The organism is Chitiniphilus eburneus (assembly GCF_005048205.1).
GTDB lineage: Bacteria > Pseudomonadota > Gammaproteobacteria > Burkholderiales > Chitinibacteraceae > Chitiniphilus > Chitiniphilus eburneus.
The window spans coordinates 62,074-87,927 of the sequence record NZ_SUMF01000013.1 but is presented as its reverse complement, the minus strand read 5'-3'; the positions used below and the strand labels follow the sequence as shown (position 1 = coordinate 87,927).

At 66.2% G+C, this 25,854-nt stretch carries 24 protein-coding genes; 12 read left to right on the top strand and 12 right to left on the bottom strand.

What is annotated here, in order from left to right:
• Positions 1-45 precede the first annotated feature (45 nt).
• Positions 46-804, bottom strand: a complete 759-nt coding sequence (locus tag FAZ21_RS12390; protein ID WP_136773754.1) for a sulfite exporter TauE/SafE family protein — start codon at positions 802-804, stop codon at positions 46-48.
• Positions 805-973: 169 nt separating this feature from the next.
• Entirely contained in the window at positions 974-2,734 is a 1,761-nt protein-coding gene (locus tag FAZ21_RS12385) for an ABC transporter ATP-binding protein (protein WP_136773753.1), read from the bottom strand.
• 457 nt (positions 2,735-3,191) lie between these two features.
• Here FAZ21_RS12385 and FAZ21_RS12380 point away from each other — a divergent pair, with 457 nt between their 5' ends.
• On the top strand, positions 3,192-3,635 hold the full coding sequence (locus tag FAZ21_RS12380) for a CZB domain-containing protein (protein ID WP_169307381.1): 444 nt from the start codon (positions 3,192-3,194) through the stop codon (positions 3,633-3,635).
• Positions 3,636-3,785: 150 nt separating this feature from the next.
• Complete coding sequence (locus FAZ21_RS12375) at positions 3,786-4,142, top strand: CZB domain-containing protein (RefSeq protein ID WP_136773751.1); 357 nt, start codon at positions 3,786-3,788, stop codon at positions 4,140-4,142.
• Positions 4,143-4,187: 45 nt separating this feature from the next.
• Here FAZ21_RS12375 and FAZ21_RS12370 read toward each other — a convergent pair whose 3' ends face one another.
• Entirely contained in the window at positions 4,188-5,297 is a 1,110-nt protein-coding gene (locus FAZ21_RS12370; RefSeq protein WP_136773750.1) for a BamA/TamA family outer membrane protein, read from the bottom strand.
• Between the two features lie 200 nt (positions 5,298-5,497).
• Here FAZ21_RS12370 and FAZ21_RS12365 point away from each other — a divergent pair, with 200 nt between their 5' ends.
• Positions 5,498-5,851: a CZB domain-containing protein gene (locus FAZ21_RS12365; protein ID WP_136773749.1), complete on the top strand. Its 354-nt coding sequence runs from the start codon at positions 5,498-5,500 to the stop codon at positions 5,849-5,851.
• 153 nt (positions 5,852-6,004) lie between these two features.
• On the opposite strand, the gene FAZ21_RS12360 is transcribed toward FAZ21_RS12365, so the two are convergent.
• Together FAZ21_RS12360 and FAZ21_RS12355 are read right to left on the bottom strand one after the other, a co-directional pair.
• On the bottom strand, positions 6,005-7,396 hold the full coding sequence (locus FAZ21_RS12360) for a dihydrolipoyl dehydrogenase (RefSeq protein WP_136773748.1): 1,392 nt from the start codon (positions 7,394-7,396) through the stop codon (positions 6,005-6,007).
• 250 nt (positions 7,397-7,646) lie between these two features.
• Positions 7,647-8,378, bottom strand: a complete 732-nt coding sequence (locus tag FAZ21_RS12355; protein ID WP_136773747.1) for a glutathione peroxidase — start codon at positions 8,376-8,378, stop codon at positions 7,647-7,649.
• A 580-nt stretch (positions 8,379-8,958) separates the two neighbouring features.
• Between FAZ21_RS12355 and FAZ21_RS12350 the strand changes: the two genes are divergently transcribed.
• Positions 8,959-10,320 carry a hypothetical protein gene (locus tag FAZ21_RS12350; RefSeq protein WP_136773746.1) on the top strand — a complete coding sequence of 454 codons (1,362 nt, stop codon included), beginning with the start codon at positions 8,959-8,961 and terminating at the stop codon, positions 10,318-10,320.
• A 118-nt stretch (positions 10,321-10,438) separates the two neighbouring features.
• On the opposite strand, the gene FAZ21_RS12345 is transcribed toward FAZ21_RS12350, so the two are convergent.
• Positions 10,439-11,092 carry a Dph6-related ATP pyrophosphatase gene (locus tag FAZ21_RS12345; protein ID WP_136773745.1) on the bottom strand — a complete coding sequence of 218 codons (654 nt, stop codon included), beginning with the start codon at positions 11,090-11,092 and terminating at the stop codon, positions 10,439-10,441.
• 275 nt (positions 11,093-11,367) lie between these two features.
• Between FAZ21_RS12345 and FAZ21_RS20870 the strand changes: the two genes are divergently transcribed.
• Genes FAZ21_RS20870 through FAZ21_RS12330 form a run of 3 tightly spaced genes read left to right on the top strand, consistent with a single transcriptional unit; the run spans position 11,368 to position 14,113 of the window.
• Positions 11,368-12,402 (top strand): glycine betaine ABC transporter substrate-binding protein, encoded by a 1,035-nt coding sequence (locus FAZ21_RS20870; protein ID WP_136773744.1) that lies wholly within the window; start codon positions 11,368-11,370, stop codon positions 12,400-12,402.
• Positions 12,402-13,268 carry an ABC transporter permease gene (locus FAZ21_RS20865; protein WP_246038624.1) on the top strand — a complete coding sequence of 289 codons (867 nt, stop codon included), beginning with the start codon at positions 12,402-12,404 and terminating at the stop codon, positions 13,266-13,268. The genes FAZ21_RS20870 and FAZ21_RS20865 overlap by 1 nt, the downstream gene beginning before the upstream one ends.
• Positions 13,265-14,113: an ATP-binding cassette domain-containing protein gene (locus FAZ21_RS12330; RefSeq protein WP_136773742.1), complete on the top strand. Its 849-nt coding sequence runs from the start codon at positions 13,265-13,267 to the stop codon at positions 14,111-14,113. The genes FAZ21_RS20865 and FAZ21_RS12330 overlap by 4 nt, the downstream gene beginning before the upstream one ends.
• Here the strand turns inward: FAZ21_RS12330 and FAZ21_RS12325 are convergent.
• From FAZ21_RS12325 to FAZ21_RS12305, 5 genes are all read right to left on the bottom strand, one after another.
• On the bottom strand, positions 14,067-14,615 hold the full coding sequence (locus FAZ21_RS12325) for a type 1 glutamine amidotransferase domain-containing protein (protein WP_136773741.1): 549 nt from the start codon (positions 14,613-14,615) through the stop codon (positions 14,067-14,069). The genes FAZ21_RS12330 and FAZ21_RS12325 overlap by 47 nt on opposite strands.
• Positions 14,616-14,841: 226 nt before the next feature.
• Positions 14,842-15,204, bottom strand: a complete 363-nt coding sequence (locus FAZ21_RS12320; RefSeq protein WP_136773740.1) for a tetratricopeptide repeat protein — start codon at positions 15,202-15,204, stop codon at positions 14,842-14,844.
• A 214-nt stretch (positions 15,205-15,418) separates the two neighbouring features.
• Positions 15,419-16,195 carry a ferredoxin--NADP reductase gene (locus FAZ21_RS12315; protein WP_136773739.1) on the bottom strand — a complete coding sequence of 259 codons (777 nt, stop codon included), beginning with the start codon at positions 16,193-16,195 and terminating at the stop codon, positions 15,419-15,421.
• Between the two features lie 78 nt (positions 16,196-16,273).
• Positions 16,274-17,203, bottom strand: a complete 930-nt coding sequence (locus FAZ21_RS12310) for an electron transfer flavoprotein subunit alpha/FixB family protein (RefSeq protein WP_136773738.1) — start codon at positions 17,201-17,203, stop codon at positions 16,274-16,276.
• Positions 17,203-17,949 carry an electron transfer flavoprotein subunit beta/FixA family protein gene (locus FAZ21_RS12305; protein WP_136773737.1) on the bottom strand — a complete coding sequence of 249 codons (747 nt, stop codon included), beginning with the start codon at positions 17,947-17,949 and terminating at the stop codon, positions 17,203-17,205. Before FAZ21_RS12305 ends, FAZ21_RS12310 begins: the two co-directional genes overlap by 1 nt.
• A gap of 222 nt (positions 17,950-18,171) precedes the next feature.
• On the opposite strand from FAZ21_RS12305, the gene FAZ21_RS12300 reads away from it, so the two are divergent.
• The 5 genes from FAZ21_RS12300 (at position 18,172) to FAZ21_RS12280 (ending at position 24,191) form a co-directional block, all read left to right on the top strand.
• Positions 18,172-19,098 (top strand): LysR family transcriptional regulator, encoded by a 927-nt coding sequence (locus FAZ21_RS12300; RefSeq protein ID WP_136773736.1) that lies wholly within the window; start codon positions 18,172-18,174, stop codon positions 19,096-19,098.
• A 130-nt stretch (positions 19,099-19,228) separates the two neighbouring features.
• Entirely contained in the window at positions 19,229-20,878 is a 1,650-nt protein-coding gene (locus FAZ21_RS12295; RefSeq protein ID WP_136773735.1) for an electron transfer flavoprotein-ubiquinone oxidoreductase, read from the top strand.
• A gap of 210 nt (positions 20,879-21,088) precedes the next feature.
• Positions 21,089-22,708, top strand: coding sequence for a GGDEF domain-containing protein (locus FAZ21_RS12290; RefSeq protein WP_136773734.1), 1,620 nt, complete (start codon positions 21,089-21,091; stop codon positions 22,706-22,708).
• On the top strand, positions 22,705-23,823 hold the full coding sequence (locus tag FAZ21_RS12285) for a tetratricopeptide repeat protein (RefSeq protein ID WP_136773733.1): 1,119 nt from the start codon (positions 22,705-22,707) through the stop codon (positions 23,821-23,823). Before FAZ21_RS12290 ends, FAZ21_RS12285 begins: the two co-directional genes overlap by 4 nt.
• Positions 23,820-24,191, top strand: a complete 372-nt coding sequence (locus tag FAZ21_RS12280; protein WP_136773732.1) for a glyoxalase superfamily protein — start codon at positions 23,820-23,822, stop codon at positions 24,189-24,191. The genes FAZ21_RS12285 and FAZ21_RS12280 overlap by 4 nt, the downstream gene beginning before the upstream one ends.
• 99 nt (positions 24,192-24,290) lie before the next feature.
• On the opposite strand, the gene FAZ21_RS12275 is transcribed toward FAZ21_RS12280, so the two are convergent.
• Positions 24,291-25,724: an aminotransferase-like domain-containing protein gene (locus FAZ21_RS12275; protein ID WP_136773731.1), complete on the bottom strand. Its 1,434-nt coding sequence runs from the start codon at positions 25,722-25,724 to the stop codon at positions 24,291-24,293.
• Between the last annotated feature and the right edge of the window lie 130 nt (positions 25,725-25,854).

Here is a 25,854-nt window from a genome sequence, read left to right as displayed (position 1 = left end):
CCGGCCCACGGACCAACGCATCCCATGTTTGAATGTCGATTCGCCCTAAAGCCAAGCCTTGGCAAACAAAGACAGCCCGGTGGCGATGGTGACTGCCTCGAAGGCGCGCTTGATGGTGCGGTTGCCGCGCGCCAGGCCCCAATGGGCGCCGAGGTAGCCGCCGAGCACGGATGCAGCCAGCAAGACCGGTACCCACGGCCAGTGGATGCCGGCCTGCATCGCCAGCGCAATGGCACCCGCGCCGTTCCAGAACAGCCCCACCAGTACCAGGGTGTAGGCGACGGCCTGTTTGTAGTCCATGCCGAACCAGCCGATCAGCCACAGCGTGACGAACAGGCCGGTGCCGGAGGTAAGCGAGCCGTTCAGCACGCCGATCAGGAAGAGCACGCCGCCGCCCAGCCACAATCGCCAACCTTCGCGAGCGCGCGGCGCGGCATGCTGGCCCTGTGCCGGCGACAGCAGCGAATGCGCGCCCAGCCCGGTGGTGAGGATGGCCAGCGCCAGCAGCGCGGTATGTTCCGGAATGGAGAGGATCAACCGCGCGCCCAGCCACACACCGGGCAGCCCAAAGCCCAGCACCACCAGCGAGAAGCGCCAGTCCAGCGTGCGGGCGCGCAGGTGCTTGAGCGTCGCGCCCACACCCAGTGCCACCGATGCCAGCTTATGCGTCGCCAGCGCCACCGGGAACGCCAGCCCGAGGAACAGCAGGATCGGCAGTTGCAGCAACCCGGCGCCGCCACCCGCCAGCGACGACAGCGTGTTGGCGATCAGCGAAACGACGAACAGCAGGATCAGATCGGGCATTGAAGGCGGAGAAGGGGAAGGAGGAAAGGGCGAAGGGTAACAAAAGCAGGGAAGGGAGAAGAGGAAGGTGAGGCGCTTTGCGCCGGGGAAAGCCAACAAGAACCTGAAGTTTCAAGAATTGAATTTCAGGTTCCATTTATGCCGTCGCCTTCCCTGGCGCCCCGCTGTCTTACCCCAGCTCGCCGGTCTGCAAGCGCCACAAGCCGGCGTAGGCGCCGCGGTGGGCCAGAAGTTCGTCGTGGGTGCCGCTTTCCACCACCCGGCCGTGTTCCAGTACGTGGATGGCGTCGGCATGGCGCACGGTGGAGAGCCGGTGCGCGATCACCAGCGTGGTGCGGCCTTGCGCCACCCGCGCCAGCGAGCGCTGGATGGCGGCTTCGGTTTCGTTGTCCACCGCGCTGGTGGCTTCGTCCAGGATCAGGATCGGCGGGTTCTTGAGGATGGCGCGCGCCAGGGCGATGCGCTGGCGCTGGCCGCCGGACAGCTTCTGCCCGCGCTCGCCCACCGGGGTGGCGTAGCCGCGCGGCAGGGTGGCGATGAAGTCATGCGCCTCCGCCGCGCGGGCGGCGGTTTCGATCTGTGCCGGCGTGGCATGCGGCATGCCGTAGGCGATGTTCTCGGCCACGCTGCCGTCGGTGAGGAATGGTTCCTGCGGCACGTAGCCGATAGCGCGGCGCAGGTCCTGCAAATCCAGCTCGCCAATGTCGCGGCCATCGATCTCCACCCGGCCGGCGCCAGGTACGTAGAAGCGCAGCAACAGTTTGATCAGTGTGCTTTTGCCCGAGCCGGTGCTGCCAACGAAGCCAATGGTGCGTCCGGCCGGCAGCGTCAGGTCGATGGCGGACAGCGTCGGCCGTTCGCCGTCGTAGCTGAAATCCACCTGGCGGAACGCCACTTCGCCGGCCACTGCGTCGCGGGTCAGCGCCGCACCGGCATAGGGGATGCCGATCGGGGTCTGGATCAGGTTCAGCACCCGCTCGATCGATGCCATCGAGCGCTGGTACAGGTCGGCGATTTCGGCCAGGCCGGTGAACGGCCAGAGCAGGCGCTGGGTGAGATAGACCAGCACGCTGTAGCTGCCGACCGCGATCTCGCCATGCAGCGCCATCCAGCCGCCATACACCAGCGTGACCACGAAGCCGGCCAGGATCGCCATGCGGATCACCGGGGTGATGGCGCTGGACAGCCGGATCGCGGCGGCGTTGGTGCGCACGTACTCGGTGCTGGCGGCCGCTACGTGGGCCGATTCGAAGTCCTCGGCGGCGTAGCTCTTGATGGTGGCGATGCCGTACAGGTTGTTGTTGAGCCGACCGTTGATGCGCCCGGCGGCTTCGCGCACTTCGGCATAGCGCGGCGCCAGCTTGCGCTGGAACCAGAACGTGCCCCACAGGATCAGCGGTACCGGCAACAGTGAGATCAGCGCCAGCTTGGGCGCCAGGACGAAGAACACCGCCGCGATCAGCAACGACGACATCACGATCTGGATGATGGCGTTGGCGCCGGTGTTGAGAAAGCGCTCCATCTGGTTGATATCGTCGTTCATCACCGACAGCAGATTGCCGCTGGAACGGTTCTCGAACCACGACAGTTCCAGCCGCTGCACGTGCGCATAAGCCTCCAGCCGCAACCGGTGTTGCAGGTTCTGCGCCAGATCGCGCCATGCCACCGAGTACAGGTACTGGAACAGCGATTCACCGGCCCAGATCAGTACCGTCAGCAAGCCCAGCCAGGCCAGTTGCGCCGACACGTCCACCACGCCCAGCCGGGCCAGGAAGGAATCCTGCCGGCTGACCACCACGTCTACCGCCACGCCGATCAGCACTTCGGGCAACACGTCGAACAGTTTGTTCAAAGCGGAATACAGCGTGGCCAGCCACGCGTCGCGACGATAGGCGCGGGCGTGGTCGAACAGTTTTTTCAGGGGGTGCATACGGAAACGTCCAAAAAAATATGCCAATAGCATTAATTGAGAGTGACCCACCCATTGTGAAAAAAGTACGGTTCGCACGCCATGTACACATAAAGGCACGCCGCCAGCCCGCATTTTTCCTTGGGTCCAGAGGTGGCCCTCCAACTGCCCCCCAGAATTGGCGGGTAATTTTGCATATGCCCAAGTTGTGTGAAAACCACGGGATATACCCTCTTCGTCAGTTGCAGGGTGATTCCGTTGGCGTTCAGGGGGTCACACAAAACCAAAAAATCAATCGAGAGCCGCTCATAAAACCCGGCGCGGGGCTTCCGGCAAGAATCGCAACACCCGGAAGGATGATGAATTCCTTTGGCCGCAGGCAGTACGAGGCGCATCGCCAGCAAGGCGGATGGCCCCCCGTGCGGCACAGCCGGAAGGGTTTATTGGCAGCTCCAAAACATATTGGCAGGAGGGTCTCATGGATATCGAACGCATGATCAACATGCACATGAAATGGAAGGCGCGTTTCGAAACCGCGCTGCGTCAGCGGATCTGGCTGGATGCGGGTGCGATCGCGGTGGACAAAGGGTGTTTGCTGAGTAACTGGCTGCACGGCGAAGGTTGGGCGCGCTATGGCTTCAGCCGCGCCTGGTCGGATTGCGTGGCGGCGCACAGCAATTTCCATCGGCAGGCCGCCATTGCGGTGCAACAGATCAATGAGCGCTTCGACCTGCCGGTGCAGGAAGCGCTTGGCGGGGCTTCTCCGTATGCGCTGGCGTCGCAGGCGCTGGAAAAGGCGCTGGTGCGCCTGCGCCAGGAAGGCCGGCCAGAGCAGGACGATGGGGCGCGGAAAGGCGCGGCCGTGCCGTCGTCGCGCCGCGTTGTCGACGGTGCACCGCCGGGCCGCGAGCATCGGCCCTGATGGGCCGATCCGGTGTCCCGTGCCGTACCGGCTTCGGGCTGCGTTGCGCAGCAGGTACAGGGACACGTGTTGCCAGGGCGCGGGCGGTTGGTTCGCAATGCAAATCGCGCTGTACGTTCGCCCGTCCCTGGTCATTTGAAGAGGTAGGATATGGATCTGTATCAGGCAATCAAAGCCCACGGCGAGTGGCGCTGGAAGTTTCGTATGGCGATCGGCAAGGGAGACAGGCTGGATACCCACTCGATCAGCTCGGATGACCGCTGCCCGCTGGGCCAGTGGCTGCATAGCGAGGGCAAGCGGCACTATGCCAACCTGCCGGCGTACACGGAATGCCTGCACCAGCATGCCGTTTTCCATCGCGAAGCGGCCAAGGTGGCCCAGACGATCAACGCTCAACGCTATGACGACGCCGAGCTGATGCTGCTGCCGGGCACGCCGTATTCCAACTCATCCGTGGCGATCGGCACCGCGATCATCCACCTGCGAAATGCGCTGCGCTGGGACTGAGTGGCGGCGCCGTCGCGGCGATACCGCCGGCGACATCCGCTGTGCTCAATGCCACGCGCTGCCCACCTGGAAATAGAACGCGCTGTCGTCTTCGCTGCGCGCCACGTCGATCCCCACCGCGATTCCCAGCTTGCGCGCGATCAGGTAGCGAAAGCCCATACCCGCGCCCCAGGTATCGTCGGCCTCGTCGAAATCCTGCCAGTGACCCCAGGCGCGGCCCACTCCGCCGAACGCCAGCAGCGACCAGCGTGGCAGGAAGGTCCAGCGGCCTTCCACTTCGCCGGTCAACGTGTACTGATCCTGGTAACGCCCCTTCGGCAGCCCGCGCAGCGAGACGAAGGGCTGCGCGTAGAACGGCACGTCGCCCTCGGTGGCGCGGGCATCCAGACGCAGGCCCAGGTTCCAGTCCTTGGCGACCGGCAGCCAGGTAAAGGCGCGGGCCTCGTAGGTTTCGAAATCGCGGGAACTGCCCAGCCAGTCGCGCGCCATTTGCGCCTCCAGCTCCATGTAGCTGCCCCGCGTGGGGTAGAACATGTTGTCGCGGCTGTCGTAATCGATGACGAGGCCCGCCTTGCCCACCGCCAGATCGCGCGAGACGTCGCCCAGCTCGCTGGCGATGGCGCCGGTGAAGCGGGTGTCGAAATCGAAGTAGGTGTAGCGCGGCCCCACATACCAGTGGCTGTCCCCTACCTTGACCAGCAGTTGCTGGATCAGCCCGTAGCCGTTCAGTTCGTAGGCGCGCGGCAGGTTGGAGACGCCGTAGTAATCGGTATGCAGGTCGATCTTGGCCAACCCGCCCAGGTAGCGATAGCGATCGCCGCCCCAGGTATGGAAGTGAAAGATCCCGCCGCCCCAGGTGCCATTCTCGGTGCCGAAGGCGCCGACGCCGGTGATGTTGGGCGGCTGCATCACGCCGGTTTCCTTGGCGTGCTCGCCGGCCTCGGCCAGCGATTCGGAGAAGAACAGCAGCATCGCGCCGCCACCATACCCTACGGCCGGCTCGGTGATGATCACGGGCACCGGCAGGAAGCCCTTGTGCTCCAGCAGGTACTCGCTGGCGTCGAAGTCGCCGTCCTCCGCATCGCGGAACGAAATTTCCGCGTGGGCCAGGGTGGCGGCGAACAGCGACAACAGGGCGAGGGCGGAAAGGCGCATTGCAATCCTTGGGATATCACCGGGTGGGCGGTTCCAGTATGGAAGGCAAAACGGCGGATCGCGACCATCACTGCGCGGGCCGCCCGGCGGAGCCGGGTACATTCATTGACCAGATGCAACAGCTAGGCGCCGGTTTCCGCGCATGCTGAGCCATCATGAAGCGAGGCCCGTCATTTGCTTACCGGGCAAAGGAGACTGCGATGGATTTCGACCACGCCATCATGGCGCATGCGGAATGGCGCCTGAAGTTCACCCTGGCCATCGGCCGGCAGGAACAGATCGATGTCGCGCATGTGGATGCCGACGATTGCTGCACGCTGGGGGTCTGGCTGAAGGGCGATGCCGGGCAGTTGTTCGGCAAACTGCCCGCCTGGGCCGACTGCGTGCGGCTGCACGAGCAATTCCACCATGAGGCGAGCAAGGTGGCGGCCACCATCAACGGCGGGCACTACTACGAGGCGGAAAACATGCTGCTGCCCGGCTCCAGCTATTGCCAGGCATCGAACGAGCTGACCGGCGCGCTGAACCAGTTGCGCGACCAGGCGGGGTTGTAGGTCCGCCCGGACGTTGAAGGGTTGCGAAACCTGTAGACACCGGGGAAGCGGAGTACACAGAGAGCACTGAGGAACACCAAGGAAAACAGGCTCTTCGGCTGTGGTTTTCTCTGTGTTCTCCCCGCGCTCGGTGTCCCCGGATCTGCTTTTCCCTTACCCAGCCAGCTTGGCCGCCGCGTCGCGCAGGGCGGTGCGCAGACCTTCCTCGATCACCGGGTGGTAGAACGGCATGTCCAGCATCTGTGCCACCGTCAGGTCCATCTGCCGGGCCCAGGCCAGCGTATGCGCGATGTGCTCGGCGCGCGGGCCGATCCATTCGGCGCCCAGGAAGCGGCCAGTGTCGCGCTCGGCATAGACGTGCATCAGGCCCTTGTTCTTCAGCATCACTCGCGAGCGGCCCTGGTCTTCGAAACTGACCTCGCCCACGACAAACCCACCCGCTGGCAGATCGGCAAAGCGCGTGCCCACAGTGGCGATCTGCGGATCGCTGAACACCACGCCGATGCTGGCGCGGCGCAGGCCGGCGCTGACATCCGGGTAGCTGGCGGCGTTGGCGCCGGCGGTCTTGCCCTCGTCGGCGGCCTCGTGCAGCAACGGCAGGATGTTGTTGGCGTCACCCGCGATGAAGATCGGCGAGGCGCCGCATTGCAACGTGGCCGGGTCGAACAGCGGGACGCCGCGCGCATCGAGCTTCAGGCCGGTGTTCTCCAGGCCCAGGCCGCCGACGTTGGGCTTGCGGCCGGTGGCGGCGAGTACGTAATCGAAGCGCACGGTGACGACTTCACCATCCAGGCGCGCGTAGCGAATCGCCACCTCGTCGCCGTCGCGCGTCATGTCCTCCACCCGGGCTTCGGGATCGAGATAGAACTGTTGCTGGAACGCGGCACGGGCGTAATCGCGGATGGCCGGGTCCGACAGGGGGCCGACGCCGCCGCCCACGCCGAACACGCGGACGATCACACCAAGGCGCGCCAGCGCCTGGCCCAGTTCCAGGCCAATCACGCCGGGGCCGAACACCGCCACGCGGCGCGGCAGCGTATCCCACGAGAACACGTCGTCGTTGACGATCAGGCGATCGCCCAGCGCGCGGAACGGCGGGGGCACGGCGGGGCTGGAGCCGGTGGCGATCACCACGCGTGATGCCTTGACCACCACATCGTCGCCGACCTGCAAGGTGGTGTTGTCGATGAAGCGGGCATAGCCACGCAGCTTGTCCTCGGCCGGAATGCCTTCCACCGAGTTCACCACGAAGCCGACGAAGCGGTCGCGCTCGCGGCGCACCCGTTCCATCACCGCGCGGCCGTCGATCACGATCTCGCCTTCCACGCGCACGCCGAACGGTGCGGTGTGGCGCAGCTCGTGCGCAGCCTCGGCGGCGGCGATCAGCAGCTTGGACGGCATGCAGCCGACGCGGGCGCAGGTGGTGCCGTAGGGGCCGCCCTCGATGAGCACAACACGCTTGCCGGCCGCGCGCGCGGCGCGGTAGGCAGCCAGGCCGGCGGTACCGGCTCCGATCACGGCGACATCGATGTTCATCTGTTTCATGGCGGGCTCCTTGTCATGCTTCATGGCTTTTTGCCGGCAATACGGGGGCGCAACCGGCGCACCGGGGGCGTCTCGGGGGAAACGCGCCGGGTGTGGCGGCTGGGGCGGTCTGGATCGGGGATCGGCCGGGTTGCGGCCAGTGCGGGGCCACTTGCCGGCCGGCCCTGGGTTCAGGCCGGCCGGACGTGGCTGCTGATGCTTCGTGGGGTGCGCAGGGGCGGCGCTTTTCCAGCGCCACCCTGTGTGGGTATCAGGCGGCCAGGTAGGCGGCCAGCTCGTTCGAGCCACCGATCAACTGGCCGTTGATGAACACCTGCGGGGCGGTCATCTTGCCGGACACCGCGCCCAGCACCTTGCCGCGCGTCTTGTGTTCCAGAGCCACGTCGATGAAATCGAAACCCTTGCTGGTCAGCAGTTCCTTGGCCTTGGCGCAGAACGGGCAACCTTCCTTGGAGAACACCACCACCTGGTCCGGCTTCTTGGCGTTGGGCGCAACGTGAGCCAGCATGGTGTCGGCGTCGGATACTTCGAACGGATCGCCTTCCTTTTCCGGCTCGATGAACATCTTGCTCACCACGCCGTCCTTCACCAGCATCGAGTAGCGCCAGCTACGCTTGCCGAAGCCCAGGTCGGCCTTGTCCACCAGCATGCCCATGCCTTCGGTGAATTCGCCGTTGCCATCCGGGATCATCACGATGTTCTGCGATTCCTGATCCTTGGCCCATTCGTTCATCACGAAGGTGTCGTTCACGGAGACACACAGGATGGCGTCCACACCGTTCTGCTTGAACACCGGCGCCAGCTCGTTGTAGCGCGGCAGGTGGGTCGAGGAGCAGGTGGGGGTGAAGGCGCCCGGCAGGGAGAACACCACGACTGTCTTGCCCTTGAACAGCTCGTCGGTGGTCACGTTCTTCCAGTCGTTGTTTTCACGAACGCGGAAAGTCACATTGGGGACGCGTTGGCCTTCATGGTTCTTCAGCATGGGTAGATCTCCTTGGGATTGAGCGGGTCTGCTGCGTTGCAGCGATGGAACGGAGTATCCGGGCAGGGCGTTCATTGGTCTAATTGATTGTTTAAAGCTTTTTGTTTGCAAAAAACTATCAAAGACCGCGAGTGCGGGGGCATCCGGAGAAGCAGTGCCCGCAGGCCCAGCATTGGCGCGGGCTGGCGACGATTCATACGCGTGGGCGGCTAGGCGCCCGCTACCAGCCTAACCGGGGGCGAGAGTGGGGCGGGTGTGAGTTTTGCACCCATATCGTGCCGCGTCGCAGGGCGGGGCGCAGGCAAACGGCCGCCATGGGCGTTGCGCCGCAGCACGCGATCGTGCTGCCGGTGGGGTCGGGCCGCGCTGGTCAGCGAGGCAAAGATAGCCAGAAGCCGGAACGGCGCAGCGACGGACGCCGTTCGGCGGGTTCGGCGCAAAGCCGCATGGCAGCGGCATCCGTCGTCGATTCGAGCCGCCTCCGCATTCGAATCGCATATTGAAAACATACGAAGTTATTTGTTTGTGCTGCACCCGGATGCTTAGCCTTGCGAGACCTTTACAACGCAATGGAAACAACATGGCAAACGGCTTTTTGTACTCTGATTTATCTGGCGCCAATACTTTCAAAAAGCAGGCGGTGTTGATGGCGGTATGCGGGGGGCTGCTATGCGGCGTGGCCCAGGCCGAGCCGGTGCTCGCTACCGCTGACCAGCAGGCACTGGATGCCAGGACCATCAATATCGATCGCCGCAACGTGTTTCCATTGCTGCGCGCCCAGGCCAGCCTGGCCTATGTGACCGCCTACGGCCTGGCGCTGACGTCGGAAGCCTCGTCGCGGCTGGGCAATGCGCTCGACGAACTGGAGGTCAGCGCAATCCAGAAGGCGGTGAACAACGACCCGCAATATCCCAAGGTTTACTGGCTGAACGCGCCGCCGCGCGAGTGGTTCGGCCTGAAGGTGGAAGGCGGGCGCTATTCGTTCGATAACCCGGACAACATCTACCGCACCATTCCCATCGATGGCGGTTCCAGCTACGTGATCCAGGGCCGGCGCTTCGGCTCCGGGCCAACCGATGTCACCTTCTCGCTGATCAAGAATCCCAACTCGCAGCAGACCATCGCGGTGCTCACCGGCGACCAACTGGTCGTGAAGCCGGACGGCAGCTACACCGTCACTGTCGATAACCAGCCGGCCAACGGCCGCATCAACCATATCCAGTCCACCGGCGAGGCGGTACAGCTGTTCGTGCGCAACAACCTGGGCGACTGGAATACCGAAACCCCCGACACACTGAGCGTCACCCGGCTGGGCACCCCGACGCGCGGCCCCAGGAGCGATGCCGACGTCGTGGCCGACACCCGTACCAATCTGTCCGAATCGGCGTTGTTCTATGGCGTGGGCACGCTGGGGGTGAAGACCTATATCAATCCGCTCAACACGCTGGCTCAGCCATCGACGTCGGACACGCTGGGTACGCTGGTCACGCAGGCCAGCTCGTTCGGGCATTTCCGGCTGGCCGACGACGAGGCGCTGATTGCCACCGTCAACCTCGGTGGCGCACGCTACTTCGTGTTCCCGGTAACCGACCCGTGGAGCGTGTCGGTCGATCCGATCCGCCACCAGAGCAGCCTGAACAACAAGCAGGCGGTGCCGAATGCCGACGGCAGCTATACCTTCGTGCTGTCGGTGGCCGACCCCGGCGTTACCAACTGGATCGACCCGGTGGGGCTGCACGAGGGCACGATCATGGCACGCTGGCAGAACCTGCCGGCGACCACGCCGGCCACGGGGGGGCCGGCCATCGCCACACGCGTCGTCAAGCTGCGTGACCTGGCCGCCTACCTGCCGACGGACACGCGCTATGTCACCCCCGCGCAGCGCGCGCAGCAGCTTCAGGAACGTGCCGCCGGCTATGCGCGCCGGCTGGCTACCCAGTAGGCACGGACCACCTTGGTGGCATTGCTTGGGCATCCGGCCACCGTTGGCGGATGCCCAGGACTGTGAATGTCGCGCTGACTGCCGTGTTCGCACCGCTGCATTTGGTCAGCGGCCGCCGTCAGAGGGTAAGCGGCAGGAACCAGTAGCCGCCATGGCACTGCGCCTCGCCCTGCCGCACCGCCAGTGGCCGGGCGAAGGTGGGGGCATCGAGTACGGCGGTGTGGTATTCGCCGTTCTCGCCACAGGCATCGACCCCCGCCGCTTCCAGCGCATCCAGCGTGGCGGCGTCGATGGCGCGGCCGAGGAAGCCCGGCCCTAGTTGCGCATTGCAGGAGACGATCACCGCGCGGATGCCGTCGGTGATCATTTCCTCCACCAGTGCCCGGCGCGGACGCTGCCAGAGCGGCAGCAGCGCTTCGATTCCCGCACGGGCGCAGACCTGCTCCTCCCAGTCGCGATGCGCTTGCAGATCGATGTCGCCGAACACCGCCGCCCGCGCGCCGTGGCCGTCGCGCGCCTCGATCAGCCTGGCAACGAATTCAGCTTCGTAGCCCTGCCAGGTGGCGCTGCCGGTGAGTAATGGCAGGCCCAGTGCGTCCGCTTGCGCCCGCAATAGCGCCGGCGACAGCCCATGCGAGCGCGAGCGTTCTCCGGTCTCGTTCAGCATGTTGAGCAACGCGACCGGACGGTGTCCGGCCGCCAGCGCGGCGTGCAAGGCATGGCAGCTATCCTTGCCGCCGCTCCAGGAACACAGGAAGGGCAGGGGCGTCATGGGGCGGATGATCGCATGGGTGGATCGCTTGCGCAGTCACCCAATGGCCGCGACGCCATGGAACGGCACTGCCACCAGGTCCCCAGGTGGCGGGCCCTACGCGGCCGTATTCCGGGGCTGGCTGGCACTGTGCGCGGATAACCGGAGCGCGCCGCAGCGGTAGTTTGCACGTCCGCTCGCGCGCGAGGGCATGCGATGGTCCCGGCTGGCTCGTCAGGGCACGCCCGGCTGGGTGTCCTAAGCTGACTGGATCAACCCATTCGAGACCTCCCGCCATGCAACGCTCCACCTGCTCCACCCTGTTTGCCCTGGCTCTCGCACTGAGTGCCGGGGCCGCCGCCGCTACCACCTCGCCCTGGTGCCAATCCGGCAAGCCGGTCAAGGTGGCCGGGTTGAACTGGGAAAGCGGTGAACTGCTGACCGAACTGGTCGCGACAGTGCTGGAGCAGGGCTACGGCTGCCGTGTGGAGCGGGTGCCCAGCAACACCATCACCATCGAGAACGCACTGGCACAGAACGATATCCAGTTGGTGGCCGAGGAATGGGTGGGGCGCAGCGAAATCTGGAACAAGGCCGCCGCGGCCGGCAAGGTGAAAGCGGTCGGCAATGTGATCGTTGGCGCGACCGAGGGCTGGTACGTGCCGGAATACGTGGTGAAGGGCGAGAAGACACGCAAGATCAGGCCCGCCGCGCCGCAATTGCAGGCGGTGAGCGACCTGCCGAAGTACAAGCAGTTGTTCCGCGATAACGAAGAGCCGGACAAGGGGCGCTTTCTCAACTGCCCCAGCGGCTGGACCTGCGAAGGCGTGAACAGCCAGAAGCTCAAGGCCTATGGTCTGACCGACAGCTATGTCAACTTCCGCCCCGGCAGCGGCGCCGCGCTGGATGCCGCCGTCGCCTCTGCCTACCAGCGCGGCCAGCCGGTGTTGTTCTACTACTGGTCGCCGACCGCATTGATGGGCAAGTACCGCTTCATACAACTGACGGAGCCGGCGTACAACGAAGCCTGCTTCAAGACGCTGACCGATCGCAATCAGGCCAAGCCCTGCGGCTCGGCGGCGCCCGAGGCGGTGATCCAGGCCGGTGTTTCGCGCGTTTTCCATGATGCCGACCCGGTGCTGATCGACTTCCTCGGTAAATTCAACGTTCCGCTGCCGCTGCTCAACGCCGCCCTGGCCGGTATGGCGAACAACCCCGGCTCGGCCGCTGTCCAGTCCCGGCGCTTCTTCGCCACCCGGCCGGACATCTGGCGCGCCTGGGTGCCCGACGACGTGGCGCAACGCATCGCAGCGAGGAATACGGGCAAATAGTGGATTTCTTCGTTCCCCTCGATTTGCGCGAACCGATCAACCAGGCGGTGGATAGCCTGGTGGTGCGTTATGGCGACCGGCTGCATGTCCTGAACGATCTGATATTGCAGGGCCTGCTGCTGCCGCTGGAACGTGCCCTGCGTGGCGCGCCGCCGTGGGTGATCCTGCTGGTGGTGGCGCTGCTGGCATGGCGTGCCACGCGGCGCTGGCAGGTGGCGCTGCCGCTGACGGTGGCGTGCTACCTGATCGGCTGCTTCGGCCTGTGGGACGCGCTGATGCAGACGCTGGCGCTGGTGCTGGTCGCCACGGTGCTGGCGGTGGTGGCAGGTCTGCCGCTGGGCATCGTCGCCGCCCATTCGCGCCGGTTGCGCGCCGTGGTGCTGCCGGTGCTGGACGTGATGCAGACGCTGCCCACCTTCGTCTACCTGATCCCTGCGGTGATGCTGTTTGGCCTGGGCAAGGTGCCCGCCATTCTCGCCACCGTGGTTTACGCCATATGCCCGCTGGTTCGCCTGACCGACCTGGGCCTGCGCCAGGTGGACCCGGATGTCCAGGAGGCTGCGCACTCGTTCGGCACTACACGCTGGCAGATGCTGCTGGGCGTACAGTTGCCGCTGGCGTGGCCCAGCATTCTGGCCGGGGTGAACCAGACCGTGATGATGGCGCTGTCGATGGTGGTGGTGGCGTCGATGATCGGCGCACGCGGATTGGGCGAGGAAGTGCTGGCGGGTATCCAGACACTGGATGTGGGGCGTGGATTGCAGGCCGGCCTGGCCATCGTGCTGCTGGCCGTGGCCATCGACCGTATCACGCAGGGCTTTGGTCGGGTGCGACGGCCAATCCGCGACGAGGAACGCCGCTCATGAGCGCGCGGATCGAGCTGCGTCACGTCAGCAAGGTCTACGGCGACGACCCGCACCGGGCACTCACCCTGCTGGCGCAAGGTGCCGACAAGCATCAGGTGCTGGCGGATACCGGCAGCCACGTGGGCCTGTACGATGTGTCGCTGTCGATCCCCGCTGGTGGCATCTACGCCATCATGGGGCTGTCCGGCTCTGGCAAATCGACACTGGTGCGGCATATCAACCGGCTGATCGATCCTTCGGCGGGGCAGGTGCTGGTCGATGGCGAGGATGTGCTGGGATTCAGCGCCGCGCGCCTGCGCGATTTGCGGCGGCGTCGCATCAGCATGGTGTTCCAGCATTTCGGCCTGTTGCCGCACCGCACCGTGCTGGAGAACGTCGCCTTCGGCCGGCGGGTACGCGGCGAATCGCGCCGCAATGCCCAGGCCGCCGCGCAGGGCTGGCTGGCGCGGGTGGGCCTGTCCGGCCACGAGCGCGACTATCCCGATCACCTCTCCGGCGGCATGCGCCAGCGGGTGGGCCTGGCGCGGGCACTGGCCAGCGATACCGATATCCTGCTGATGGACGAACCCTTCAGCGCGCTCGACCCGCTGTTGCGGGACGATCTGCAATCCCAGTTGCTGACCCTACAGGCCGAGCTGGGCAAAACCATTGTCTTCATCACGCACGATGTGGAAGAGGCGTTTCGCCTGGGGCAGCGCATCGCGCTGCTGCGCGATGGCCGCCTGGTGCAGGAAGGCGAGCCCGCCGCCGTGCGCGCCGCGCCGGTGGACGACTACGTGGCGCGCTTCGTGGCCCGCGTCAGTGGCGCCGACGTTCCGAGATCAACTGGATCAGCTCCCGGTTGAACGCCGGCAGATCGTCGGGCTTGCGGCTGCTGACCCAGTTGCCTTCACGCAGTACTTCCTTGTCCAGCCAGTGCCCGCCCGCGTTGACCACGTCGTCCTTGAGCGACGGCCAGCTTGTCAGCGTGCGCCCGGTGACCAGTCCGGCCGAGATCAGCAGCCACGGCCCGTGGCAGATCACGCCGATGGGCTTTTCGGCTACCTGGAATGCGCGTACCAACTGCTGCGCCTGTGGCTCGATGCGCAACGCATCGGCGTTGAACGTCCCCCCCGGCAGCACCAGCGCGTCGTAATGGGCGGCGCTGGCATCGTGCAGTGCCTGCTCCACGGTAAAGGTGTCGCCCGGTTCGGCATGATGCATCCCGCGTACCTGCCCGGCCTGGCCGGACACCAGCGTCACCTGTGCGCCCGCCGCCTCCAGCGCGGCGCGCGGGCTGGTCATTTCCACTTGTTCGAACAGATCGCTGACCAGGATCGCGACCTTCACGCCTTGCAATTGCGTCATGGGGTATCTCCTTTGCCGTGCCTGGCGTGAGGTCAGCGAGGGCTGGCCGGGGGCCGGGCATGGTGCCGGAGGCAGCAGGGATCGTGCCCGACGGTGGGATCGGGTGCGCGTCAGCGCCGATAGGGCGTGGCAGGAGAACGGAGGCCGCCTTCGCGCTGTCGGCGACGGCAGTTTTTACATGATGGGGTGTAGGGGATGCGATCCGGTCGCGACCGCATGGGGGGCATCATTCCGTCGTTGGAGGACCGGTGGGGGGCGGGGCCGATGCGTCGAGCTTGTCCAGCCGCTTGAGAAACACCTTCATCTCGCGCGCCGCCTGCACGTCGCCGCGTTGTTCAGCCACGGCGATGCCGGTGCCGAACACGTCGCGCGCGGCGTCGCGGTTGCCGTCTTCCACCAGCGCGCGGCCCAGCAATTTGTAGGCGGCCGAATAATTCGGGTCATGCGTCACCGCCGCGCGCAAGTGTTCGATGGCGGCGGCGGGCTGGCCGTCGGCGAGCAGGGCCTGGCCCAGACCGAAGCGCAGCAGCGCGTTGTCTCGTCCTTCGGCCAGCATGCGGGTAAAGGCGGCGATCTGGGTGGTGTGCATGGCGGGTTTCCGGGGTGGCGGAAAGTTGAAACCCCACATCTTGAACGACAGAGAACAGGGAGAGCACGGAGATACACAGAGGAAACCAGAACGAGAGGGCAAGCTGCCGGCGCGCCCAATCGGTTTTGCCTTTCTCTGTGATCCCTCGGTGTCCTCAGTGTTCTCTGTCGTTCAAGATGTGGGGTTTCGGTTTCGATAAACCGTCGCGAGCGGCTTACTTTTCGACGAAGGCGCGTTCGATCACGTAGTCGCCCGGCATGCCGATGCGCTTGGAAACCTGGAAACCGCGCGCGTCCAGCAGCTTGCAGGTGTCTTCCAGCATCGCGGGGCTGCCGCACAGCATGGCGCGGTCGGTTTCCGGGTTCAGCGGCGGCAAGCCGATGTCCTCGAACAGCTTGCCCGATTCGATCAGGTCGGTCAGACGGCCCTGGTTGCGGAAATCCTCGCGGGTCACTGTCGGGTAGTAGATCAGCTTTTCGCGCACGGCATCGCCGAAGTACTCGTTCTTGGGCAACTGGTCTTCGATGAACTGGGCATAGGCCAGCTCGCTCACGCTGCGCACGCCGTGGATCAGGATGATCTTTTCGAACTGCTCGTAGGCGTCGGGGTCCTGGATCAGGCTCATGAACGGCGCGAGGCCGGTGCCGGTGGAGAGGTAATACAGATTCTTGCCGGGCTTCAGGTCCGATAGCACCAGCGTGCCGGTGGGCTTGCGGCTGACCAGCAGCTCATCGCCGACCTCGATCTTTTGCAGGCGCGAGGTCAGGGGGCCGTCCGGCACCTTGATGCTGAAGAACTCCAGGTATTCCTCGTAGTTCGGGCTGGCGATGGAATAGGCGCGCATCAGCGGCTTGCCGTTCACCATCAGGCCGATCATCACGAACTGGCCATTTTCGAAGCGCAGGCCGGGGTCGCGCGTGGTCTTGAAGCTGAACAGCGTGTCGTTCCAGTGGTGAACCGAGAGAACGCGCTCGGAGGCGAAGGCACTCATTGCAGAATCCTGATGAAAACCCGGCCGTGCCGGGATGCTGGGAAAAGGGAAAGGCGGCGCCTCTGGAGCCGCCCGATGTCACTGCTTCAGTGCCGCCGTCAGTTGCGGGATCGCGTCGAACAGATCGGCCACCAGACCGAAGTCGGCCACCTGGAAAATCGCGGCGTCCGGGTCATGGTTGATCGCCACGATCACCTTGCTGTCCTTCATCCCGGCCAGGTGCTGCGCCGCGCCGGACACGCCAGCGGCGATGTACAACTCGGGCGCGACCACGGTACCGGTCTGGCCGACCTGGATGTCGTTCGGCGCGAAGCCGGCGTCCACCGCTGCGCGGGTGGCGCCCAGGGCGCCGTGCAGATGCTGCGCCAGCGGGCCGAGCACGGCTTCGAAGCGTTCGCCCAGGCTGCGTCCGCCGGAGATCACCACACGGGCGGTGGCCAGTTCGGGGCGGTCCGAGACGTTGCGGGTTTCGCTGACCCAGCGCGATGCGGCGCTGGCGGCCGGTGCGGCCAGCGACACCACTTCGGCGCCACCACCCGTTTCGGCGGCCGCGAAGGCGGTGGCACGGATCGTCACCACCTGGATCGGGTCGATGCTTTCCACGGTGGCCAGCACGTTGCCGGCATAGACCGGGCGCACGTAGGTGGCGGGCGCGGTGATGGCGATCACGTCGGCCAGCATGGCCACGTCCAGCAGCGCGGCGGCGCGGGGTAGCGCGTTCTTGGCGAACGCGGTGTGTCCGGCCAGCACCACCTTGTAGTCGCGCGCCAGATTGACGATGGCGGCGGCCACGTCCTCGGCGAGCGGATGTTCGAATTGCGGGGCGTCCACGCGCAGCACGCGCGCCACGCCGGCCACCTGCGCGGCCTGGGTGGCCACGGCGGCCGTGTCGGCGCCCAGCAGCAGCAGGTGCACGGGCAGGCCCCAGGACTGGGCGGCGGTCACGGCCTGGCGGGTGGCCTGCTTCAGTTGCTGGCCGTCATGTTCGGCAAGGATCAGGACGCTCATCACACCACCTTCGCTTCACGCAGTTTCTGGACCAGTTCGGCCACGCTGTTCACCTTCACGCCCGGCGCGCGGTGCGGCGGGGTGCCCACTTTCTGGCGCTTCAGGCGCGGGGCGTAATCGACGCCCAGGCTGTCGGCGGCCAACTGCTCGATGGGCTTTTTCTTGGCCATCATCAGGTTGGGCAGTTTGACGAAACGCGGTTCGTTCAGGCGCAGGTCGGCGGTCAGTACCGCCGGCAGCTTCAGCGCGACGGTCTCGGTGCCACCGTCCACTTCGCGCACCACTTCTACCTCATCGCCATTCACGGTCACGGCCGAGGCGAAGGTGCCCTGGGCGGCGCCCAGCAGCGCGGCCAGCATCTGGCCGGCCTGGCCGGCGTCGTCGTCGATGGCCTGCTTGCCCAGCAGGATCAGGCCCGGCTGCTCGCGGTCGGCCACGGCTTTCAGCAGCTTGGCCACGCCCAGCGGTTGCAACTCGCCATGGGCCTCGACCAGCACGGCGCGGTCGGCGCCCATTGCCAGCGCGTGGCGCAGCACGTCCTGCGCCACCGGCTCGCCCAGCGTGACGGCGACGATTTCGCTCACCACGCCGCGCTCTTTCAGGCGCAATGCCTCTTCCACCGCGATCTCGTCGAACGGGTTGATGCTCATCTTCACCCCCGCGGTTTCCAGGCCGGAACCGTCGGGCTTGATGTGGACCTGCACGTTGTGATCCACAACGCGCTTCACGGCCACCAGTGCTTTCATGGATGTCTCCTAAGGCTTCCCGCCTCTCCGGGCTGTCCGGAGGGCGCGCGGGAAGCGACGCTATCGATACGAAGCTGTCTGTCTGTGCGCTCCTGACGCCTGCGGCTGGGCCGGTCCAGGCGGTGGAACGCTGTCGTGATCTCCGATTTGCCGTGAATTATATGGGCCGTTAGAATATCTGTGAAGTGGATTTATTAGATCGTTTCCATCTGAGTAAATGATATGAGATATACCTTGCGACAGCTCGAAATCTTCGTGGCCGTCGGCCGGCTGGAGAACGTCTCCAACGCCGCGCGCGAATTGAACCTGTCGCAATCGGCCACCAGCACGGCACTGGGCGAATTCGAACGTCAGTTCGGCTGTCAGATGTTCGATCGCGTCGGCAAGACGCTGCAACTGAATACGCTGGGCCGGCGCCTGCTGCCGCGTGCCGCCGCGCTGATCGATCAGGCCAGCGAGATCGAGGCGCTGCTCGAAGGCCGCGAAGGGTTTGGCGCGCTGCACATCGGCGCCACGCTTACCATCGGCAACTACCTTGCCACCATCCTGATCTCGCAGTTCATGCAGCAGCATCCGGAAAGCCGGGTGAAGCTGGACGTGCACAACACCGCCACCGTGGTGCAGCAGGTGGCCGACTACGCGCTGGACCTGGGCCTGATCGAAGGCGAGAGCCACCATCCCGAGCTGGAGGTGGAAAGCTGGGTGGCCGACGAACTGGTGGTATTCGCCGGCCCCGAGCATCCGCTGGCCAGGCGCGGTGGCGCCAGCCTGGAGGAGCTGCTGGCCGAGCCGTGGATTCTGCGCGAGCATGGCTCCGGTACCCGCGAAACCTTCGACCACGCATTTCGCCCGCATCGCCCGCGCCTGAACATCAGGCTTGAGCTGGAACATACCGAGGCGATCAAGCGTGCGGTGGAATCCGGCCTGGGCATCGGTTGCATTTCGCGGCTGGCGCTGCGTGAAGCGTTCCGGCGTGGCAGCCTGGCGCCCATCGAAGTGCCGGGGCTGGATCTGCGTCGCCAGTTTCATTTCGTCTGGCATAAACAGAAATACCAGACCCCCGGCATGCGCGAGTTCCTGACGCTGTGCCGGGGCATGACCGCCAACGTACAGCGCAGCGACGAAATCGATCTGCCATATATTCCTTAAACCCGGAGAAGGGGGAAGGGATAAGAGGGAAGGGTGAAAAGCTGGCCTTCGTGCGCTGGCCCCGGCTGTTGCCCTTGACGTGACCCTCCTCCCTTCCCCTTTTCTCTTCCCAGCATTCCAAGGACCCACCATGCAACGCGACACAATGAACTACGACCTGCTGATCGTCGGCGCCGGCCCGGCAGGGCTGGCGGCGGCGATCCGCGCCAAGCAGCAGGCCGCCGCCGCCGGGCGCGAGGTCGGCGTCTGCGTGCTGGAGAAAGGCGCGGAGGTGGGCGCGCAGATTCTGTCGGGCGCGGTGATCGACCCGCGCGCGCTGGATGAACTGATTCCCGATTGGCGCGAGCAGGGCGCGCCGATGACCACGGCGGTGACGCGGGACGAATTCGTCGTGCTGGACGAAGACCGTGGCTACACGCTGCCGGGCTGGGGGCTGCCGCCGATGCTGCGCAACCACGGTACCTATATCGCCAGCCTGGGCGAGCTTTGCCAGTGGCTGGCGGCGCAGGCCGAGGCGCTGGGCGTCGAGATTTATCCCGGCTTCGCCGCCGCCGAGGTGTTGTACGACGAACAGGGCCGCGTGGCCGGGGTGATCACCGGTGACATGGGGCGCGATGCCCACGGCAAGGAAACCGCGCAGTTCGCGCTCGGCATGGAAATCCGCGCGCCGTACACCTTGTTCGCCGAAGGCGCGCGCGGCTCGCTGACCCGGCAACTGGAAGAAACACTGCAACTGCGCGCCGACAGCGGCCCGCAGAAGTTCGGCATCGGCATCAAGGAAATCTGGCGCGTGCCGGCTGACCGCCACGTGCCCGGCATGGTGCGCCACACACTGGGCTGGCCGCTGGACAACCGCACTGGTGGCGGCTCCTTCATCTATCACTATGGCGAGCAACTGGTGGCCATCGGCTTCGTGGTGCACCTGGACTACGCCAACCCGCATCTGTCGCCGTTCGATGAGTTCCAGCGCTTCAAGACCCATCCCGGGATCCGCCCGCTGCTCGAAGGCGGCGAGCGCATGTGCTACGGCGCGCGCGCCATCAGTGAAGGTGGCATCCAGGCGTGGCCCAAGCTGGTGTTCCCTGGCGGCGCACTGATCGGCTGCGGCGCGGGCATGATCAACCTGCCGCGCATCAAGGGCACGCACAACGCCATGAAGTCCGGCATGCTGGCCGCCGAAGCGGCGGTGGCCGCCATCGCGGCTGGCCGCGCGCAGGACGAACTCACCGACTACCCTGCCACGCTGACCGCGTCGTGGGCCGGCAAGGAGCTGGATTCGGTGCGCAATATCAAGCCGATGCTGTCGCGCCTGGGCACCGTGGGCGGGATGATGGCCGCCGGCGCCGAGATGTGGCTGAGCGCGCTGGGCGTGCGCCTGCCGTGGACGCTGCGCCACCGCAAGCCCGACCACGCCTGTCTGCGGCCGGCCGAAGAGATGCCCAGGATCGCCTATCCCAAGCCCGACAATGTGGTCAGCTTCGATCGCATGAGCTCGGTGGCGCTGTCCAACCTGGCGCACGACGACAACCAGCCCTGTCACCTGACCCTGAAAGACCCCACCGTGCCGGTGGCGACCAACCTGCCGCGCTGGGATGCGCCGGAGCAACGTTATTGTCCGGCCGGCGTGTATGAAATCGTGCGTGAGGCGAAAGGACCACGTTTGCAGATCAACGCGCAAAACTGCGTGCACTGCAAGACTTGCGACATCAAGGATCCGACGCAAAACATCGTCTGGATCACCCCCGAAGGCGGCAGTGGGCCGGTCTATACCGCAATGTGAGGGCAAAGCGCCGGTGAGGCCGGCGCGATGCCTTCGTCTTTTTACATCTCGAAAACAAACGTTTTAAAACGCGAAGTCAATACTGACGCGGGTTAGGCCCGGCTTCCGGTCACCCGGAGAGCGGGCCCGCACGGCGGAGCCAGCTTGCAAAGCGCTGTCGCGATGGGCAGTATCCGACGCAAATCAAGTGCAGATTTGTGTAGGAACTCCATGGCGACCCACGCCGCAGAATCACTACCACCCTCGCCATCCGCCGAGATCGACGCCTCGGACCTGCTGCGCGAAGCCATCGCCGCCAACGAGGCGGGCGATCCCGCCCGGGGCGCCGCGCTGGCGGGCCGCGTTCTTTCCCGCACCCTGCGCATGGTCGGCGCCGAAGCGCTGCACGTGCGCGCCACGCTGTGCCAGGCCCACGCCCAACTGGCGCTCGGTCAGGCCGACACCGCGCTCGCCGTGTTGCAACGGCTGTCGCGCAAGCTCCCGCCCGAGCAGGAGGTGCCGTTGCATCTGGCGCTAGGGCGTACCCATGCCGCGCGCGGCGATGCCAACACCGCGCTGGCGCACTGGTCGCGGGCGCTGGACGCCGCGCTGGCGCAAGGCGGTATCGATGCCTGCGCCGAAGCGTGCATCGGCATCGGTGCGCTGTATCTGGCCCACGGTAACGCCGACTACGCCTTCCGTTATCACGATCTGGCAGTGGAACTGGCGAGCGAGGAAACGCTCCAGGTGCGTGCCCACGTCGGCCTGGGCGCCGCGTTGATTGCCCTGGACCAGCCCGACATGGCGCGTGCCGCGCTGGCCGTGGCGCAGCGGCGGCTGGTACTGCCCGGCCACCGGCCCTGGCAGGCGCAGATCCAGTTTCATCTCGGCACGCTGGCCGCCGACGATGCCGTGCGCGCTGGCGCGCATTTCCAGTCCGCGCTGGCGTTGCATAGCGATACCGGCAATCTGGCTGGCCAGGCGGCAACCTTGCTGGCGCTGGGCCGGCTGGCCGAGCGCCAGGGTGACGTGGATGCCGCCGAGCACCACCTGTTGCGTGCCGCCGCGCTGAGCGGCGGCCTGCCGGTGGCGCAACTGGTTGTCGATGTACAACAGGCACTGTCCGAACACTATGAAGCGCGCGGCGACGACGTGCGCGCCACGCGGCATTACATCGAATTTCACGCGCTGTACGAGCGCCTGCACCGGGCCGACCGGCGCGCCGCCACGGTATCCGGGCGCCGGCTGGAGGCGATCGAGATGCGCCTGCGGCTACTCACGTCCGAGATCGAGCTGTCGCAGTTGCGCGAGGAAACCGACGCCGGGCGCGCGCGCATGGCGCAACTGGAGCAGGCCGCCTACCGCGACGGCCTGACCGGCATGCTCAACCGCCGCGCGCTGGACGAGCACTTGCCGCAACTGCTGGCCGCCGCCGAAAGCCGGCAGCAGCCGCTGTCGGTACTGCTGATCGATTTCGATCATTTCAAGCAGGTGAACGATCTTCACTCGCACGCGGTGGGCGACGCTGTACTGCGCGAAGCCGCGCAACTGTTCAGCCTGGGCCGCGCCGAGTGTGACCTGCTGCTGCGCTATGGCGGCGAGGAGTTCTGTCTGGTACTGCCGGGCGCCGGCCAGTCGGGAGCGATCCGGGTTGCCGAGCAGTTGCGCACCCGCATTGCCGATCACGATTGGGAGCAGGTGTCACCGGAGCTGGAGGTGACGCTGAGTATCGGCGTGGCCGAATACCAGGCGGCGGACAACTCCGAAATCCTGTTGTCCCGCGCCGACCTGGCGCTGTATCTCGCCAAGCGTAGCGGGCGCGATCGCGTCGCCGTGGAGCCGGCGCAATGAGCACGCCGCTGGACAGCTTCCTGGCCGAGTTGCGGCCGCTGGCCATTGCCGCCGCCAATGGCTCGCCCGAGCCGCCGGCCGATGCCGCCGATCTGCTGGCGCGCGCGCGCCGCTTCGGCGATCCCGGTGTCACCGCCTGCGCGCTGGTCACGCTGGGGCATGCGCACCAGCACATCGGCGCGCTGGATGAAGCGCAGGCCGCCTTCCGCGCCGCCGCGCCGTTGTACGCCCAGGCTGGCGACGACCGCGCCTGTACCGAAGCACAGGTGGAGCTGGGTTATTCCCATTACGCAGCCGGCGAATACCCGCGCGCGCTGGCGGCGTGGCTGGACAGCCTGGAACAGGTGCGTGCACGGCGCGACCTGCATCACGGTACCCGCATCTATCTTGGGGTGGGCAAGGTGTATTACGCGCTGGAGGATTTCACCAGCGCCTTGCGTTACCACGAGCTGGCGCTGCAACTGGTGCGTGGCCTGGATACACCCAAGCTGTGCTGCGAAGTGCTGATCAACATCGCCGGCGACGCCTACCGCATGCAGCACTTCGACCGTGCGTTGCGCGCCCTGGCCGAGGCCGGCGAGCTGCTGGCCGGAGCGGTGTCCAACCATGTGTGGGAGGCCGAGGTCGAGTCCTATCTGGGCCTGATCCACTTCGCACGCGGCGAATACCCGGCGGCGCGCGAAAAGCTGGACAGCGCCTTCGCCATCCACCAGGAAAACCAGAACCTCTGGGGCAAGAGCCACGTGCTGCTGGCGCTGGGGCGCACCCACGCGCGGCTGGGCGAGCTGTCGCGCGCCGAGGCTTGCCTGACCAGCGCCGATGAACTGGCGGGCCAGGCGCGCCTGACCAGCGTCTCGCGTGAAGCCGCCGCGCTACTGGCCGACCTGGCGATCCGTCGTGGCGATCATGCCGCGGCGCTGCGCCACTACAAGCATGTGCATGCGCTGGCCGCTGGCGACGAAACCGTACCGCCCGCGCTGCATCTTGGCCGCCAGGTTGGCGAGCGGCTGCGCCAGGCCGTGTTGCGGCTGCGCATGGAAAACGCGCGGCGCAGGCTGGCGGGACAACCGGGCGGGCTGGCCGCCCAGAACCGGGAAAGCGCCAACTCGCCATGATCGAATTCCACGCCACCATTCCGCTGCTGCGTATCTTCGACATTGCCAAGGCGCGGGCCTTCTACCTGGATTACCTCGGTTTCACGCTCGATTGGGAACATCGCTTCGAACCGACGCTGCCGCTGTACATGCAGGTCTCGCGTGGCGCCGTGACGCTGCACCTGACCGAGCATCACGGTGATTGCTGCCCCGGCGCGGCAGTGTTCATCCAGACCACGGGTGTCGAGGCGTTGCATGCCGAACTGATCGCACGCGGGTATGCCTTCCTGCGGCCTGGCATCGAGCAGGCGCCATGGGGCGCACGGCTGCTGAAACTGACCGATCCGTTCGGCAACCGGCTGTTGTTCAACGAGCCGGACCCGGAATAGCGGGGCCACGCCCGGCGGTGTCGCGCGAGGCGCGGCCATCCTTCAGGCATCGCGCCGCTTGAGTTCCGGTTGCCCGCCTTGCCATCCGCCACGGGGTGGTCAGCCTGCCCGCCGCACCACGTCCGCCAGCCGCCGCAGCGCCTGATCCAGCGCCCGCGTATAGGGAAAGCCGCAGCTCAGGCGGATGAAGCCGTCGAAACGGTTGGAGTTGGAGAACATCAGCCCCGGTGCGATGCGGATGCCTTCACGTAGCGCGGCGTCGAACACTGTCGCCGATGAGCAACCTTGCGGCATTTCGATCCAAAGCCCCAGGCCGCCATTGGGCACGCTCAGCCGCGTGCCGGCCGGAAAACAGGTGGCAATGGCCTCGGCCAGTTGCTCGCGCTGGTCGCGCAGCATGACGCGCAGCCGCCGCAGATGCCGGTCGTACGCGCCCGATGCCATGAAATCGGCCACCGCCAGTTGCGAAAGCGCCTCGTTGGGGCGGCTCTGGGTGAACTTGAGCATCTCCACCCGCGCGTGCCAGCGTCCGGCGCTGATCCAGCCCAGCCGCATGCCCGGCGCCAGTGTTTTGTGCAGCGATGCACAGTGGATCACTCCACCGTCGCGGTCCCACGATTTCAACGCCGACAGTGGCGCTTCATCGTTGTGGGTGCCCGAATAGGTATCGTCCTCGATCAGCGCGATCCCCTGCGCCGCGCACCAGCGCACCAGCCGTTCCTTGTGCGCTTCAGGCATCACCGCCCCCAGCGGGTTTTGCAGGTTGGGCACCACCACCACGCCGGCAATGCGATCGTATGTCTGTGCCGCCAGTTCCAGCGCCTCCAGCGAAATGCCGGTCTGCGGACTGGTGGGGATTTCCAGCGCGCGCATGCCCAGGCTTTCCAGCACTTGCAGCAGGCCGTAGAACCCCGGCGACTCGACCGCGATCACGTCGCCGGGCTGGGCCACGGCGCGCAGCGCCAGATTCAGCGCCTCGATGCACCCTTGCGTGATCAGCACCTCGTCGGCGCTCAGGTTCATCCGCGCCGCCAGCGCCCGCTTGGCGATCACCGCGCGGAATTCGGGCACGCCCAGTGTCGGCACGCCCTGGCCGAACAGATCGGGATGCTGGCGCAAGGCGCGGATCGCGGCGTTCTTCAGTGGTTCAGTCGGATACAGCCCCGGCGCGCCGGAGGCGCCGGACAGGTTGGTATGCACGGTCGCCGCCTGGCCGCGTGCCACGATATCCGATACCCGCTGGTGGATGCCCACATAGCGCGCCGGATCGGGCAGGGCGGCCACCGGCTCGCTGGCCGGCGCCAGCCCGGCGCGCGCCTGCGGCCGCACGAAGTAGCCGGAGCGCGGCCGCGCCTCCAGCACGCCCCGGCTTTCCAGGTGGCGGCACACCTGCAACGCGGTGGACAGGCTGACATCGTGGCGCTGCATCAGCACGCGCACGCTGGGCATGCGCTCGCCCGGCCGCAGCGTGCCTGCCTGGATGGCGTGCAGATAGTGGCTGGCGAGCTGGCGATAGAGCGGTTCGGTGTGCATCGCCCGATTGTGCGCGCGCGATTGCGGGCGCAACACATACAGATGACACCACGTTGTATCGCAACAGAGGTGCTTTGCCGTTGCTGTTCCGGGTGGGGTTTGCCGGCCGTGTGCCTGTCGGGCGAATCGA